This is a genomic window from Microcoleus sp. S28C3 (assembly GCF_036700785.1).
Lineage (GTDB): Bacteria > Cyanobacteriota > Cyanobacteriia > Cyanobacteriales > Microcoleaceae > Microcoleus > Microcoleus asticus.
In genome coordinates, this window is the sequence record NZ_JAUBPO010000032.1 from 24,512 (window position 1) to 39,931 (window position 15,420).

Annotated in this window: 13 protein-coding genes and 1 pseudogene; 6 read left to right on the forward strand and 8 right to left on the reverse strand. The window is 45.6% G+C overall.

What is annotated here, in order from left to right:
- Window positions 1-107: 107 nt before the first annotated feature.
- From QUA13_RS12025 to QUA13_RS12050, 6 genes and pseudogenes are all read right to left on the reverse strand, one after another.
- A complete protein-coding gene (locus QUA13_RS12025) occupies window positions 108-452 on the reverse strand; it encodes a vitamin K epoxide reductase family protein (RefSeq protein ID WP_333198654.1) in 345 nt (114 codons plus the stop codon).
- 43 nt (window positions 453-495) lie between these two features.
- Window positions 496-699 carry a hypothetical protein gene (locus tag QUA13_RS12030; RefSeq protein ID WP_333198656.1) on the reverse strand — a complete coding sequence of 68 codons (204 nt, stop codon included), beginning with the start codon at window positions 697-699 and terminating at the stop codon, window positions 496-498.
- 341 nt (window positions 700-1,040) lie between these two features.
- A pseudogene (locus tag QUA13_RS12035) lies at window positions 1,041-2,305 on the reverse strand (ISAs1 family transposase).
- Between the two features lie 94 nt (window positions 2,306-2,399).
- Window positions 2,400-2,972, reverse strand: a complete 573-nt coding sequence (locus tag QUA13_RS12040) for a hypothetical protein (protein WP_333198658.1) — start codon at window positions 2,970-2,972, stop codon at window positions 2,400-2,402.
- A gap of 88 nt (window positions 2,973-3,060) precedes the next feature.
- Window positions 3,061-3,735, reverse strand: coding sequence for a 7-cyano-7-deazaguanine synthase QueC (queC, locus tag QUA13_RS12045; RefSeq protein ID WP_333198660.1), 675 nt, complete (start codon window positions 3,733-3,735; stop codon window positions 3,061-3,063).
- A 358-nt stretch (window positions 3,736-4,093) separates the two neighbouring features.
- Window positions 4,094-5,428: a cytosine deaminase gene (locus tag QUA13_RS12050; protein ID WP_333198662.1), complete on the reverse strand. Its 1,335-nt coding sequence runs from the start codon at window positions 5,426-5,428 to the stop codon at window positions 4,094-4,096.
- Between the two features lie 318 nt (window positions 5,429-5,746).
- Here QUA13_RS12050 and QUA13_RS12055 point away from each other — a divergent pair, with 318 nt between their 5' ends.
- From QUA13_RS12055 to QUA13_RS12070, 4 genes are all read left to right on the forward strand, one after another.
- Window positions 5,747-6,655, forward strand: coding sequence for a class I SAM-dependent methyltransferase (locus QUA13_RS12055; protein WP_333198664.1), 909 nt, complete (start codon window positions 5,747-5,749; stop codon window positions 6,653-6,655).
- Window positions 6,656-7,012: 357 nt separating this feature from the next.
- Window positions 7,013-8,260 (forward strand): GTP cyclohydrolase II, encoded by a 1,248-nt coding sequence (locus QUA13_RS12060; protein WP_333198665.1) that lies wholly within the window; start codon window positions 7,013-7,015, stop codon window positions 8,258-8,260.
- Window positions 8,261-8,349: 89 nt separating this feature from the next.
- Entirely contained in the window at window positions 8,350-9,432 is a 1,083-nt protein-coding gene (locus tag QUA13_RS12065) for an adenylate/guanylate cyclase domain-containing protein (RefSeq protein ID WP_172192872.1), read from the forward strand.
- Window positions 9,429-10,676 (forward strand): URC4/urg3 family protein, encoded by a 1,248-nt coding sequence (locus QUA13_RS12070; protein ID WP_333198666.1) that lies wholly within the window; start codon window positions 9,429-9,431, stop codon window positions 10,674-10,676. Before QUA13_RS12065 ends, QUA13_RS12070 begins: the two co-directional genes overlap by 4 nt.
- 237 nt (window positions 10,677-10,913) lie before the next feature.
- Here the strand turns inward: QUA13_RS12070 and QUA13_RS12075 are convergent, their stop codons facing one another.
- Complete coding sequence (locus QUA13_RS12075) at window positions 10,914-11,486, reverse strand: DUF4360 domain-containing protein (protein WP_333198668.1); 573 nt, start codon at window positions 11,484-11,486, stop codon at window positions 10,914-10,916.
- 607 nt (window positions 11,487-12,093) lie between these two features.
- Between QUA13_RS12075 and upp the strand changes: the two genes are divergently transcribed.
- Together upp and QUA13_RS12085 are read left to right on the forward strand one after the other, a co-directional pair.
- The gene (upp, locus tag QUA13_RS12080) at window positions 12,094-12,729 is read left to right on the forward strand and encodes a uracil phosphoribosyltransferase (protein ID WP_333187598.1); all 636 of its coding nucleotides are present in this window, start codon (window positions 12,094-12,096) and stop codon (window positions 12,727-12,729) included.
- Between the two features lie 319 nt (window positions 12,730-13,048).
- On the forward strand, window positions 13,049-13,195 hold the full coding sequence (locus tag QUA13_RS12085; protein ID WP_172192973.1) for a hypothetical protein: 147 nt from the start codon (window positions 13,049-13,051) through the stop codon (window positions 13,193-13,195).
- Window positions 13,196-13,497: 302 nt separating this feature from the next.
- On the opposite strand, the gene QUA13_RS12090 is transcribed toward QUA13_RS12085, so the two are convergent.
- Window positions 13,498-15,417: a hypothetical protein gene (locus QUA13_RS12090; protein ID WP_333198670.1), complete on the reverse strand. Its 1,920-nt coding sequence runs from the start codon at window positions 15,415-15,417 to the stop codon at window positions 13,498-13,500.
- Window positions 15,418-15,420: the final 3 nt, after the last annotated feature.

Here is a 15,420-nt window from a genome sequence, read left to right on the forward strand (position 1 = left end):
ACAAAAATAATTGCATAAAATATGTGCAATCATTCTCGATCGGGCTTAACATTTGTTGTAAGCCCAACACCGCTGTAGAAAACCCGTACTTTTCCCCGTTGTATCGATTACCGTGTGTTGCCCTGTGCTTCGGTGTCCTGGTCACGGCGTCCCAGCAGGGTGCCAACAGCAGTAAGAACCTCCGGCACAGCGAGTACGATCGACGCGATCGAGCAAACCGTCGCAACTTGGCAGTATTCACAAAACGCCTTGTTCTCGCTCCACTCTTCACGAGCTAACTCGACATTGGTCACCCCGTCCAACACGAGCTTGATACCCATTGCAATTGGTAACAAAGGGTTGCGCCTAGCGCGGTCTAAACCGCCAGCAGCAGCCAGCCAAGCAGTGAGGGCATAATTAGCCACCATTATTGGCCCGTCGGGTGAGTTGAATTTGTTGTAATACCAATTCACTATGAAGATACACTAAATGAGGCTGATGTCTTCCTGGTTGGAACTATATCCTTAGCGTTATATTAAATGCAGCTTCATAGTGATTGGTATAAGCGTAATTAGAAGTGTCAACGCGGTCTGCATCGAAAAGCTTTTGTCCCGGCGGATCGGGTAGGTGATTAACGATCCCAGTCTGGTAGAGTGTAACGGCTTGTCCCATCGAACCCCCAAGCATAGATAAGCCGATAATCCATCGCCGACGGGTCATGTGAGGGTTCTGTCCTTTACGCAGCTCCTCACTCAGTTGTTTTGGGTCCATAAAGCGCAATCCTCAATAATAATGTATGCGTTAACGATCACATCAGCCATACACAAAGCGTTTCAATGAAAATGAATAGGATACGCACTAGGAACCCAATCCAACGATGCGATCGTCCTGCGCTGAGAGTGTATAGATTTCCCATCATTTTATGAATTCAATTTGATGCCTACCACTTACCTAAGAGGTACTTTAAATAAAGCGCTGTATTTCAAGCTCTTGTATAGAAAAGCTTCAACTCGGTTAATATTATGTCCTTTCTTTAGGTAGGCAGGGTAAGAGCGTCTCAATCATGCTTGACAAAAGGAAGCAGAAAAATCTAATATCTTGTCAAGAAAACAAGAACTGATAATTTGAATTAGATAATCATTATCCATAGCTGCCCGTTTCATTTTTTGTCGAAGACTACGTTTGTAAGTAGGTTCGCAGTTGAGGGCATTCAGCGCAATACGTCGCAGGACAGCAAAATTCCGGGGACTGTGGAAAGAGCGAATCCGGCAAGCATCTTCCGCAAAGGTACAATCTAAAGTCCAATGAGCCTCATTTTCAATCCCCCAATGTTTTCGGATGGCTCGACCCAAAAGTTAGGCATCACTATCTAAAGAAGTTAGATAGAATTGCACTTCCCGAGTAGTTTTGTTCCAAAGATGACGCACTCGAACCACCATGACCACACTTTTTAGTCCCGCCCATAATCGCGGTTGGTAAAGCTCACCAATGACCGTAATTGGCACCGACCAAACTTGACGGATTTCTCGCCGATGATGAGCGGACTCAATCCGTTGCTCATAACTGACATCAATCCCCCCAGAAAATTGCTGTGCAGAAGCTCTCTCAAACCATTCTTTAACCTGATGATGGAGAGTCGGATGATTAGCTTTAAGTGTCAGGACATAATTTCCTTTTTTTTCAATAATCTTTTGAGCAATTTCAGTTTGATTCCCCATAGCATCAATAGTAATGATCGAATCAGTGATGTCTAGCAACTCTAATAATGCCGGAATAGCCGTGATCTCATTCGATTTATCATCCACTTTCATCTGCGCCAAAACAAGACGTTGTTCAGAAGACCAAGCAGTAATAACATGAAGTGCCGATTTGCCTTGATTGCGGTCATAAGAACCTCTAATTGTCTTACCATCAATGGGAATAATTTCTCCTGCTGTCGCGAGTGACGAGAGTTTCTACCCATCGTCCAAAGCATCGATTTAATGCTTGTGGGTCAAGGAACTCAACTACTCGACGAAAAGTGTCATCGGAAGGGATGCCATAAGGTAATGTCAAAAACTCTTCTAACCACTTTTTTTGACTAAGGCCATAATTCTCGATGTCTTCCCACCCTTGCGCTCCGGCGATGATGGCGAAAATAGAGATAACTAGGATATCTGTGAGTTGATGTTTCTTAGTTCGCTCGACTCTGGGGTCTTTAATATCTGCAAAATGCGCGACTAAACGGGCGTTGAATATCTTGAATCTCTGCTACTTCCCGGAGCGGTAGCTGAGGAGGAGAGCTTTTTTTGCCAGAGGTAGATTTAATCTCAAAACCCTGAGACATAAAGGGTATTCCTAAATATTTTATTGGGTGGCATTGTTGTCATCTCACTTATTGGACTCATTGTCAAGTACGATGTATACCAAATTAGATGAGCTTAGCCTGTATATAGACCATTTTTTTTATTGAAATGGCCATTTAAAACAGAAATTGAAAAATTAAACATACTGCCCAAGTAACTTAATCTTTCTGATGGAAAGTAATGAGCTAATGTTTCTGATGGAAAGTAGGTAATCGGCTGATATGCTAGTTGGCTTTCTAATTGACGCATCAGTTGCATTGTTAATTCCGGTATCTGTGGATTTTCCAATTGACGGTTCAATGTCCCAATAAATTGACTTTTCACGTAATTTTTCCATTGATTCTTTCCTAATATGCTGGTAAGTTGGCTGTACAGTTGCCAATCTAGTATATCATTCGGTTGCTCCCACGGGTCGTTCCAAAACAAACTTTCCATTTGGCTAAAATTAGGGTGAAGCGCCGCATAAGGACTATCAGAAAAAAGGATGAGAGGTGGTTTTTTACCTAACAATGCGTAGGCTGCTGTTACCGCTTCTGCGGCTTTTTGCCGATCGATTGGTTCGGTAGAAAGTGCGATCGCTCTCCATTTCTCCCGATATACCGGAATCAAAGCCTCTTGTTCTGGAGTGAGCCGATCGATTGCATTCATAAGAAACCGGGTTTTTTGTCGCTTCTGCCATATGTAATGTATTATCGCAAAAAAACCCGGCTTCTGGGCCGTCGCGCGCAAGTCATCTTTAAGCGTAAGGCACCGGATCTTTTAATCCCAATTCCTCAAAAGCCGCCAGCCGCAGCCGACAAGAATCGCAAATGCCGCACGCAGTTTCGCCGCCTGCATAGCAAGACCAAGTTTGCTCCCAAGGCACTCCCAACTTGTTGCCAAATTGAATAATTTCTGTCTTTTTAAGTTCGATCAAAGGTGTTACAATATTAATAGCATTTCCTTCTCTTCCCTGCTTTGTTCCTAACCGAAATACTTCCTGCATCGCTTGGATGTAATCGAGGCGACAGTCGGGATAGCCGGAATAATCTAAAGCGTTGACGCCGATGTAAATTCGATCGGCTTCTAGGGTTTCTGCGTAGGCGAGGGCAAAACTGAGAAAGATTGTATTTCTAGCTGGAACGTAGGTACTGGGGATGTTTTGAGACATTTCTCCCAGAGTGCGATTGATCGGCAATTCCATCTCATCATCCGTCAAAGCTGAACCGCCCCACAGTGTCAAGTCAAAGTTTACGATCTGATGTGCCTTAACACCCGCCGAAAGTGCGATCGCCCTTGCTGATTCCAACTCCCGCCGATGTCTTTGCTTGTAGTCAAAGGAAATCGCGTAACACTCGCAGCCGTCGGCCTTGGCTTGATACAAAACAGTTGAGGAATCCAGCCCTCCCGACAATAAAATAACTGCTTTCACTTAAAACATCCTTGATTGAATCTGTTTTATATTTATATCAATTCTGTTGCCAATTGACAAGACAGCAATGCTAAATGCTTGTTGAAAGATATTTTTTAAACGAACCGCTTCAAGGTGTGTTCGGCGAAGCCGTTCCCGAAGGGTAGGGTAGGGTGCGAAGGAAGAAAAGAGAAGGGAAGTTGGTTGATTAATCTATGGTGTGTGTAGTGTATTTTATCTAATATCAAATCCGTTGGCATCGCAATTAATATTACCGGAAATTAGGAGACGGCAGTGCCGTTTCCCTACAATATTATTTTGGGGTAGGGACACGGCATTGCCGTGTCCTCTATCATGTCTGAGTCCAACCGGAATGGATTTAAATTGCTAATAAATCATCGAGTTCGCGGTAATCGGGCAAAGTTGTATCAATTTTAATGCCCTGCCGCAAAACAGTGCTATCGCCCTGCACTCTAGATAACAATTCGCTGAAATTCCGCGCCTTAAACAAAATCAAATCAGCGGCTAAACCAACTGCAATTCGTCCTAAATTAGGCAATCCCATCAAATCTGCTGGAGTCTTTGTCACTGCACAGGGCCAGTCTCCATAAGGCATATCTAAATGAGCGATCCGAACTGCCATATTGAAGACTTCTAAAACGTCGTGATCGCCAAATCCGTAAAACGGATCGCGACAATTGTCGCTAGCAACTGCAACTCGAATTCCTGCTGCTTTGAGTTCGTGCAGCAGTGTCACTCCCCGCCAGCGCGGTGTACGCTGAGATTGTCGGTCTTGCAGGTAAAGGTTGCACATCGGCAAGCTGACAATGCCAATATTTGCTGCCTTGACTAAAGCAAGGGTTTCTGTTACTAAATCTGGCGGTTGTACGGCTAAACTACAGCAGTGCCCGCAGATGATTTGACCGGAAAATTGATGGCGGAGGGCTGTTTTTGCTACTTGTTGCAGTGTTGTTGATTCTGGCTCGTCGTTTTCGTCGGTGTGGAAGTCGAGGTTTAAATTTCGTTCTTTGGCTAAGGCAAAAACTCGATCGAGTTGTTTGTCTAAGTCGGGGTTGATATAAGCGACGCCGCCGAGAATGCCGCCAATTTCAGCAATGCGATCGGCTAATTTTTCGCCGGCTGGTGTCAGGAAATAGTCGAGGGAAACCAGGGAAACTGCTTGCAAGATCAGCCGATCGCCCCATTCGGCTTGCAGCGCTTCAACTACTTCTAAACTAACGGTTCCCTGTTCCCCTGCGCTGTCGATGTGAGTTCGGATAGCGTTGGTTCCGTGGGCGTAGCTGCACTTTAGTCCGAACTCCATCCGCCGATAAACATCGTCTGCATTCCAGTTGTTTTGAGCATCAGCGCACGCTGCTTCGATCGCGCTGGCAAAAGTTCCATCGGGATTGGGCGATCGTTCCCAAATGTGGCCTTTGTCTAAATGGGTGTGCATATCCACAAAACAAGGCCAAACTAAGCCGTTGCACAAATCGAAAATTGGGATATCTGCAATTGGGAATAAATGCTCTGTACCTGATGGAATAATTTGAGCGATCGTACCCGCTGCAATTTCTATATCCACCAAACAAAAATTGTTCTCACTGCCCGTTATTGCGACAGTAGAAGCTGACTGGGTGCTCGATTTCATCTCTAGAAGAGACGCGGGTACGCGACCATTTTTAAGCAAATAATTAGATGTACTTGGCAACATTAATTTTGTGAGTTAGTATTTTCCTAAGAATTTAGCGCTACCGCAAAAATGCTACCGAACATCATTGTCTGTTGAGCGTCGGTTGCATTCTAGGTAACAAATGCTACCTTCTCAGTCTAACCATTTAGACATAAAATTGTACAGCGCCGATCGATCGGGGGTCGAGCGCCAACAAGCCCAGCATCTACAAATACTGATTGGCAAATAAACCTAGTTTTCGATCTGCTTGCAGGGGTGTACTCTACCAACCCAGCTAATGGTAATAAATTGTGGTCGTTCCACTGCCCTTAGCAACTGTACAAATCGTGAAACTGAACCATGCAACAACTGACAAATTGCCCTGTTTGCAATTCACAAAATATCCATTTTCGCAACAAAGCTGGCACTTCCGATGCCCCTAAAGAACCACTGAAATGGTCGCTTTTCGGCTGTGACGATTGCGGGCTAGGATTTCTCAATCCCCAACCTACATGGGAGGAATTGATTCCATATTATCCCCCAGATTATCTGTGCTACAACACTCGCGTTGAGGATGAGGAACGAGTAGTGAAAGAAGCAAAGCGGCGGGGCGAATACCGGCACATTCCTGTCCCTGTAGGCAAGCGGTTATTGGACGTAGGATGCGGCGGAGGCTCTTTTCTGCAAGTCTTCAAAAAGCTGGGAGTTGAAGTTAAAGGCGTCGATCCTGGGGTATCGGCTACGGCGGCGGCCCGCGATAGCGGACTCGATGTTTTTACAGGCACTTTGGAAGAATATATCGCACAACATGGTACGGACGAAAAGTTTGATGTTATCACCTGTTCTCATGTTTTGATGGCAACACCTTCGCCCACGCAAACACTCGACTGCATGAGGCAGTTGCTGGCACCAAACGGTTATATTTGGGTGGCTGTACCGAACGCTGATTGCGAATCGGCGCGCCTGCTTGGCTGGCGGTGGCACAGCACTTATTTCCCCCGCAACATCATACAATTCACTCCCAAAACTCTGAGTAAAGCTGGAGAAGTTGCTGGTTTGGAAATTCGGCGACAGTCCACTTATTCTTTCCCAGCAGCCGTGGGTTTTTCGCTTTGTTTGCGGTGGCGCCATCGGTGGTTTATACCGCACAAAATTTCCAGCCGCTTGCTGTCGGAAAACTATCTCAAGCGGGCCGCGCAGGAATTGGACTCGCGCGACGAAGGCGAGGCAATTTTAATGGAATTCTGTCACCCTCAAAGTCTGGATTAAGGCGTTTTGAGCAAAAATATTCGACTTGAGATTTGAGATTTGAGATTTGAGATTGACGGCACATCTGCGGCTAAGAATCTCAAATCTTTTTTTTTCGTATCTGTCAAAAATTTAACATTGGCGTTTGGCAGTTGTGCTGTCTTTGGTGTTGGCTATACTGGAAAAGATTGAACTCTGGACTTATATATAATCCGACGAAAACCTCCTGTTATCCTCAAACCTACGCCGAGAAAGGGTTGTGTGTGTAGCGCGATTGTTTCAATCAGGGAGGTGTGTAGTGTTGGTATGATGAATCACTGTTTCAGATTGCGATTCGGCTTACAACAAACAGCATCCATAGCAAGAGCAAAAAAAACTGTGTCAAAACCGAAGCATATAGTTTTAACATCTCATCCCGACAGATCCGGCACAAAACCTCATCCCATTTACTGGGGAGAAATCGATCCCGTGAAACGGGGGCCTGTTATTGGTAGCCTCAGCAAATCGTCTCACCGAAATGCGATCGGCACTCATTCGGGTTCCTACTCTGTTTATCGAGCGCTAGCAGTTGCTTCCGGCGCACTCCAAGCAGATCACCGCCCCGATTTTACCAACACATCTCCGGCGGCACACATCGGGCCACACCCGAGTTGGGGCGATCGCAATTTGATTGTTTCTCTCGATCCATTTGGAGGTTTGGTCAGCGAAATTTATACTTCATTTTTACAGCAAGGATACGATATTCGACCGACAATTGCTGTCACTCAAGCTCACATTAATATGCCGGAGTTGCAAGATGCTATTGCTAAGGGGCGGGTGCAAATAGATGGCAAAATAGTCAAAGCAGGCGGCAATTTAGCAGTCACTAAAATTGCGATCGACCCGGTATGGTATTTGCCGGGAATTGCTAGGCGGATCGGTGCCCAAGAAAGCGTTCTTCGCCGTGTCTTGTTCGAGCAAACAGGCGGAATGTTCTCGGACTTAGTGACGCGGCCGGACTTGCACGTTTTCTTGCCGCCAATTGGCGGAACTACGGTTTATATTATTGGCGATGTCGCGAATATTTCTGACCCGGATAAGCAGTTGGCGGTAAGGGTACACGATGAATGCAACGGTTCAGATGTCTTCAGTTCGGATATCTGCACTTGCCGCCCTTATTTGGTACACGGGATTGAAATTTGTATCCAAACGGCACAATCCGGCGGTTCAGGGGTAATAGTTTACTTCCGCAAGGAAGGGAGAGCTTTGGGGGAAGTGACTAAGTTTTTGGTGTACAATGCCAGAAAACGGCAGCAAGGCGGCGATCGCGCTGATGCCTATTTTACGCGCACTGAATGCGTGGCGGGAGTTCAAGATATGCGGTTTCAAGAACTAATGCCAGACGTGCTGCACTGGTTGGGGATCTCTCGCATTGACAGTTTAGTTTCTATGAGCGACATGAAATACAATGCGATTATCAATTCTGGAATTCAGGTGGTCGATCGCATCCCCATTCCTGAAGATTGGATTCCCGCAGACGCACAAGTCGAAATCGTCGCCAAAAAAGCCGCCGGCTACTACACGCCAGACCCTGTGCCAGATGCTACAATTCTTGCAGAAGCGATCGGACGCGATTTAGGAGATTGAGAGGGCAAAGACGCGATCGATCGGGCGCGAACAATTGCGTCTTTGCTAAATAAAATTTATTGCTGGTTTTTGATCAGTCAGGGTAGGTTATGGCTAATTTGCGTTCTACTGTGATCGTAAAAACAGATATTTGCGGATATACCGTCAGAGTCAAAAAATTATCTCAGTCGGACTTAAGTAGTTTGTTAAACGAGCATAAAAATTTTGTTTCAGATATTAGCACCAGAAATGAAGGCAGCGTGATAAAAGGGGAAGGTGATTCATTTTGGATAATTTTTCCCAGCGTCACAGCAGCGGCTGTAGCAGCCATAGAAATGCAGCAAGAATTGAGAGCGCAGCAATCTAGCAAGGCGAACGACGAACGATTGGCTATCCGCGTGTCGATTACATTAGGAGATGTCTTGCATCAAGATAAAGATATCTTTGGCGATACGGTGAATTTAACAGCGCGCATAGAATCAGTAACTCCGCCAGATGAAATATATTTGTCCCAAGCAGCATGGCTGGCGCTCAACAAAGCAGAAGTGCAAACCTCTTTTGTCAACGAGTTTTCTTTGAAAGGGATGAGCGAACCTGAAAAAGTCTACAAAGTTGACCAAAGTTACAAAACGCGAATCATAAAAAATCAAGCAATAATTAAAGCAGATTTGAGAGGTTTTATTGGTTATCAAGAATCTAATTCTATCAAAGACGTTGAATATTTACTCACCAACTTTGATACTTTTGAAAAAACAATTTGCGAAGAATACGGCGGTACAATTCGGAGTATTGTTGGGGATTCGCATTTGTTGACTTTCCCAGAATCTCACTCAGCCTTAGCGGCAATGGAAAGTTTGTGCGAGAATTGGAAACTTTTTATTCAGGCCAATCAAATACCTTGCGGCTTGTCGGTGGGAGTTGCTAAGGGGAATTTATATATATTTAGGTCTTGCACTTACGGAAAAGATATTAACATAGCCGACAGGCTGGAAGATTTAAGTAAAATAGTAACTCCGGGTAGAGAAAGAAATTCAGTCATAGTTTCCGATCAAATAAAACGCGAAGTCAGCGGGTCGAAGTGGGAATATAAGCTGATCAAAATCGATAAAAATGCGATTTTAGATAATCTTTTAGATTACAGTCAGTTTGACTTTTTTCAAGAAAACGATGTTTATCGGTGTTTGGTTGCATGAAGTTGCACAATATTGAACTTGAGACTGTAGAATATCTGAGAACGCCGGCTGCTATTCGCCAAAAGTGTGATCGGCTTTTTGATTTAGCCCGCCTTGACAAACTTCGCTACTTCCGCGTCGATTTATCCCAACTCGACAAAGCAGCAAATTATGTAATTGAGACAACGCGGGAACAGTATCCCGATTTTAACATTCCCTTTCACAGTCGCTGGCGACATTTTGAAGCCGGCAACCTGTCGCGACTCGCAGAATTGGATGCAGCTTTAGCAGAATTTTCGCTCATAGAGCAAGCTAAGATCAAATTTGATTTAGCAATTATCAGCGTTTTGCTTGATGCCGGTGCTGGTGCAGAATGGCAGTATTGCGAACCTGAAACCGGACAGGTTTACCGCCGTTCTGAAGGGTTAGCAATAGCCAGCTTGCGGATGTTTTGTCAAGGTGTTTTTTCCAGCAATCCCGATTTTCCTTGGCAAGCTGATTATCGCGGACTTTCTCAATTAAAACTAGAAACCTTAGCTGCTGGATTTCAGGTAAGTCGAGACAATCCGCTAGTTGGTTTAACAGGCAGATTAGAATTATTGCAGTGTTTGGGAAAGGCAATTTGCCAGCATCCATTATTATTTGGCAGCGAAAACCCGCGTCCCGGCAATTTGGCAAAATACTTGCTCGACAGTCGGGTTTCAGAATCCAAAACAGTGAATGCTGCTGAAGTATTGAGCGTTGTTTTGACAGGTTTTGGGGAAATTTGGCCGGGAAGATATGCAATTGGTGGCGTTAATTTAGGCGATGTTTGGCAGCATCGAGCCTTAACAGGAGAAAATCTGGGAGATGAATTCGTGCCGTTTCACAAACTATCGCAATGGTTGACTTATTCGCTGTTGGAACCGCTGCAAGAAATGGGTTTAGAAGTGACTGGATTGGATAAGTTAACGGGATTGCCGGAGTACCGAAACGGCGGTTTGTGTTTGGATATCGGGCTGCTGCAGGCAAAAGATTCGGCTATTTTTGAGCAGAGTTACTTGCCGGGTTCGGAAGTTATAGTAGAATGGCGATCGCTCACTGTTAATCTTTTAGATAAAATTGCCGCAGCCATTCGCGAAAAGCTGCATTTGAGTGCGGAGCAGTTGCCGCTGGTGAAGATTTTGCAAGGAGGAACTTGGGCGGCGGGGCGGAAAATTGCGGCCGAATTGAGGGCTGGTGGAGTGCCGCCAATTCAGATTGAAAGTGACGGCACTGTGTTTTAGAGGGAAAAAGGAAGAAGGAAGAGGGAAGAAGGAAGAAGGAAGAAGGAAGAGGGAGGAAGGAAGAGGGAAGAGGGAAGTTCGGCAACGGATTCTATAACGGATGTCAGGAAGAAGGAAGAGGGAAGAGGGAAAAAGGAAGAAGGAAGAGGGAAAATTATCCACTCTTCCAATTTAAAACTCAAAATTCCAAATTCAAACCTGAAAACTATTCCTCACACTACACTCCCCACAAGCTGCTTAGCGGCAAGTGCGATATTTGACGTGATAAACTAAACCGCGATGAGCCAAATCGAAGGAGTCAACGGTGGCCATGCCGGCACCGCGGGCGGTCATCGCAGCATTTACTCGCATATTTACACTGTCGCCGCAGCGAGACCAAACATTAGCTACAGTAGCTAAGCTATCTCGAACATTGTAGTTAGTTTCGCCGCTCAAATTCCGATTAAAAACTGGGCCGCGGGCTCCAGCGAAAAAGTATTCTGCTCGCAGGTTGCCTGTGGTTTTAGGAGCAACGTAGCCGCGGTAATCAGCATCGTAGATAGAAATTTGGTAGCCTTGGGGTACTTTGATGGGAATGCTCAGATTGCAGCTTTTCCGGCTTTCTGTTGAGACATTTCCCAGGGCTGCAAACTTGTCAAATAGGATGGTCAATTCTTGACCGTCGGGGCTGACGCTGACGCTGGCGGAGCGATCTGGGCAACCGCTACCGCCGTAGCTTGCACCTAAAATTTGAACTGCCGGATTAGCAAAGGCGGGGCTGATAGAAGCAGTCATTAATGCCGTAGCTAGCAATAGTTTTACAAACTTCATGGATGTTCTCCTTAATAAGTTAAGTTGTGTGTTAGGAGCACCCTAAAAAATTGAAGCTAAATTTAGATAAGCTTCTTTAAACTTGGATATGGACGCCTTGATGTGGAAAGATGAAAAGCCAGTCAAGCCAAGCTTATTACCTCATGTGCAGTTCCTCTTCAGGTTTTTTCGATTAGTGAATTAATCGAAAAAATAGGTTTTCTGCTGATACTTTCTAAGATTCATATCTGTTCCTAAAAGTTCCGGAAGATTTCGGTGCGAAACTCCGGATCTGTGTTAACAGGCTTGAACGAAGCGCGAGACAGCGAGTGAAACCAGTCGGGAGGCTTTTGAACCCGGATATGCGTTCCCAGGAAGAGGGCCGCAAGGAGAGGAAACGAGAGAATGAGATATTTGTGTATATTCAAACCTCGCATACTTAGTGTCGCGCTGCGCGGAAAAAAGATAAGTGTAGAAGCGAATTTTATTCCCTCGGTATTCGTGTTTTCTATACGAGTTTGATATAAGTAGTTTTGGACGCAGGGGCGGCTATAAACCGGTCTTTTTTGCGTCAAGAAGGGTTCGATGACTGATCAGTTAGAATAAAGCAAATTAATTGTTCAAAAAAATGAGTGCTAAAGTTACTGTTATAGACCATCCTTTGATACAGCACAAGTTAACTCTAATGCGGCAAACTCAAACGAGCACGGCTAAATTTCGCCAACTGCTGAAAGAGATTGGGATGCTGCTAGCTTATGAAGTGACGCGAGATTTGCCGCTAAAATACGAACAAATAGAAACGCCGATCGCCAAAATGAATGCACCGATGCTGGCTGCGGAAAAGAACATGGTCATTATTTCGATTATGCGCGCCGGTCAGGGATTATTAGATAGTATTTTAGAACTGATTCCGTCAGCGAGGGTAGGACATATTGGTTTGTACCGCGATCCGACAACTCGGATGGCGATCGAATATTATTTCAAAGTTCCACAGGATATCGAACAGCGAGATGTTTTAATTGTCGATCCGATGCTGGCTACTGGTAATTCAGCAGTCGCGGCAGTGGATAGGCTGAAAGAAGTTAATCCGAAGTCTATTAAATTTTTGTGCTTGCTGGCGGCACCGGAGGGACTTAAGCACTTTCACGAACAGCACCCTGACGTGCAGATTTATACGGCTGCTGTTGACGAGCGTTTGGACGAGCACGGCTATATTGTACCGGGACTCGGAGATGCGGGCGATCGGCTTTACGGCACTATGTGAATTCACTTAAATTATTATCTGCTGTATATGTCAATACATCCATTGCAAAATAAGTTTACTAACATAACTATTGCTTTGATAGTGTCAGGGAATGTAAATTGTAAGATTTTAATGTCAGGAAAAGCCTATATATAGCAAGGGTTGTAGGATTTTTTAACATTAAATTCGGAAATTGCATTATTTCAATGTATTTACTGCATTTTATGGTGTAATTCTCTGCCTTTAGTGTAATTAATCGCAGGAATTTGTTCATAAAATAGATATATGATGCTCATCGTTTGCGATCGACTATTAACAATTTTTGGACGAGGAAAAAAGAATGGAGACTACAGCACAGAAAAAAGCCCAACCTCAGCCTGTTGAGGAAGTGAAAATTAACAATATCAACAGTTTGGAGTTTGAGCTTTGGGCTAAAGCCGTGAAACGGCAGATGATTGCAGCACTCTCTAAAAAGGGCGCGATTTGACATCTCTGGGGTTTTTTTGCGCAAGTTGTGTTAATTAAATTAACAAAATTTTTGTCTGCATTGTTGTCCGAGAGCGATAACGGGGAGGGGAAGAGTTTTGAGATTGCGCCTCTTTCGGAGTTGCCGGAGGCGGAGAAGAAAGCATTTTCCTTCTTTCTAGTTTTGGACGCATGGGTGGCAGGAAACCGGGTTTTTTTACGAAAATACTTCTGTTGCAATCGGCAGAAACGGTAAAAAACCCGGTTTCTTGGTGTCGAGAGTGGGTTCGGGGCTGTTTTCTCTGCCGATTGCTTTCTGCCAGATCACGATCGCTTGTCAACCGCCGCCAGCAAGCGCAGACTTCCGTCTTGAATCTGCACTGCTTTCACCGTTCCCACAGCAACTCTTTGTTGACCGTTAGCCATCGCTACCTCAATCTTAATTTTGGGGTCAGCCTGCAAGCCCAGCCGCCCCCAGAGCCATTTGACTTGAGTAGCAGGAAAAGAGCGCACTTCTACATCTGAAAAGGGCGAATTAACCCAACGGCTACCGTCGTAAAAACTCGCTACTTGCACCTGATACCAAACTTGTTCTCCCGCCAATTTTAACTCGTTGTTCGGTTCTGGTTCCAGCCACTCAGCGGGATTGACACTGCTAATTAAAGTAGCAGAACCCATAATTTGACTTTTGTGGTCTTCTAGATTTTCAGCCTGAGAAACTGCTTCCTCAAGTTTGTTGACCAAATTCCGAATTCGACTTCTTGTTTCGCTGTCAGTATCTGATTGCTGGTCGAGCCAATTCATCGCCTCGCGAGTTCCGTCTTGAGACGCTACAATCAGGGCGCCCCAAGCCTTGACATCGGCGTCAGCGGCATTCACTCTCAAGGCGGCGTCTATGCGGTTCCAGATCCGCCCGCCGTCATTTTTGAGGGTTGTGGCAATTTCGTGACTGTTGCTCGGATCGGCTTCAAATACTTGCAAAGCTTCGCTCCAGCGGCCGTCGATCAATTCTGCGAGAACTTGTTGACCGGGACTGGCCCAAGATGCGATCGCCTGAGCCCGAGTAATTTTAGCGTGAAATTCGATCGTTTCTAGCTGAGCTTGCGCGACAGCGGGCCAATTTTTGCCGGCTTTCCCCTTCGCCACACGCATGACATTTAATGCTGGAGACCACAGCCCGCTTTTTGCCAGTCGCAGCCCATTTTTGTAAGTCTCGTCATTGAAGGCAAACTCTTCTAAAGAAATCGCCGTCAACTGAACTGGGTTCGGCAAAAATTTGCGCGGGCCAATTTGATAAAGGGTAAATTGCGGCTCTAAACCAACTGTTTGGTCGATCGCCAACTGCGGATTTGAACCCTTAACAATTTGCTGCCAATTCGGCGGTTGTCCGGCCGCACTCGCCCAATCCAACAGCGAGATTAAATGATTTTGACTGGGGTTGTAGCGAACGACTTGTCCGTAGGGAATTTTCTTGTCGCCCCGCATTAGTTTACCGCTGACATTAAACCAAATGCCCGAGGCGGGGGGCTTTCCGTCAAAGCGGCGCAGTTCTGTTAGGGGTAACGACTGATTGGAGGCTTGATTGTCAGATGTAGAGTCAGCTAAAGAAGCAATGACAAAAGATTCCGCAGGGCCTTCTACATTCACAGAACTTGCTAGCTGAAAATACTGCTCTTTATCGGAACTGCGATCGGCAAACTGCACCCGCTTGTACACCCGAAGTTCGACAATTTGACGGCAAGGATTTTTGCAAACAGTAGAAGCCTTAACAGTTCTTTCTACCATCACCGGCAATAGCAAATCGGAAATATAGTTATCGCCGGATTGAGCGACGGGAAGCGGGAGGGGTTCTCCGGTTACGAATCCCAATTTGCGGACGCTGGCTTTGATTTGATCGAGAGTTTGGATGGAATCTCTGCTACCTGTAGGCAGACGCGACCATTCCGGCACAAACTGAGAGATCAACTTGTTGCCGTTGGGATCGACAATTAGCTGATAACTCAGCCAAGCGCCGCCTCCCATCAAAGCTGCACAGCCACACAAGACGCTGAGGGCTGTCAAATTAGCTATCAGTCTTTTCCAGGGATATTTGGCGGGAGTTAGGGGAGCAGCTCTTAGAAGCTGGGACTCTTTAAGATTTTTGGGGCGCCGGGTTTGGCGGCGGCGTCTTGTCGGAGGAGGAGCAACTTTGCTATTTTCTGGGGGTTTGGCTCGATTTTTTGAGGGGTTAATTTTGTGTTCCATCGT

Bases quoted from the DNA above. Each gene is read 5' to 3' on its own strand.
- QUA13_RS12085 (WP_172192973.1), top strand. From the start codon at position 13,049: ATGGAGACTACAGCACAGAAAAAAGCCCAACCTCAGCCTGTTGAGGAA.
- QUA13_RS12090 (WP_333198670.1), bottom strand. From the start codon at position 15,417: ATGGAACACAAAATTAACCCCTCAAAAAATCGAGCCAAACCCCCAGAA.
- QUA13_RS12055 (WP_333198664.1), top strand. From the start codon at position 5,747: ATGCAACAACTGACAAATTGCCCTGTTTGCAATTCACAAAATATCCAT.
- QUA13_RS12070 (WP_333198666.1), top strand. From the start codon at position 9,429: ATGAAGTTGCACAATATTGAACTTGAGACTGTAGAATATCTGAGAACG.
- QUA13_RS12065 (WP_172192872.1), top strand. From the start codon at position 8,350: ATGGCTAATTTGCGTTCTACTGTGATCGTAAAAACAGATATTTGCGGA.
- QUA13_RS12030 (WP_333198656.1), bottom strand. From the start codon at position 699: ATGACCCGTCGGCGATGGATTATCGGCTTATCTATGCTTGGGGGTTCG.
- QUA13_RS12050 (WP_333198662.1), bottom strand. From the start codon at position 5,428: ATGTTGCCAAGTACATCTAATTATTTGCTTAAAAATGGTCGCGTACCC.
- QUA13_RS12040 (WP_333198658.1), bottom strand. From the start codon at position 2,972: ATGAATGCAATCGATCGGCTCACTCCAGAACAAGAGGCTTTGATTCCG.
- upp (WP_333187598.1), top strand. From the start codon at position 12,094: ATGAGTGCTAAAGTTACTGTTATAGACCATCCTTTGATACAGCACAAG.
- QUA13_RS12075 (WP_333198668.1), bottom strand. From the start codon at position 11,486: ATGAAGTTTGTAAAACTATTGCTAGCTACGGCATTAATGACTGCTTCT.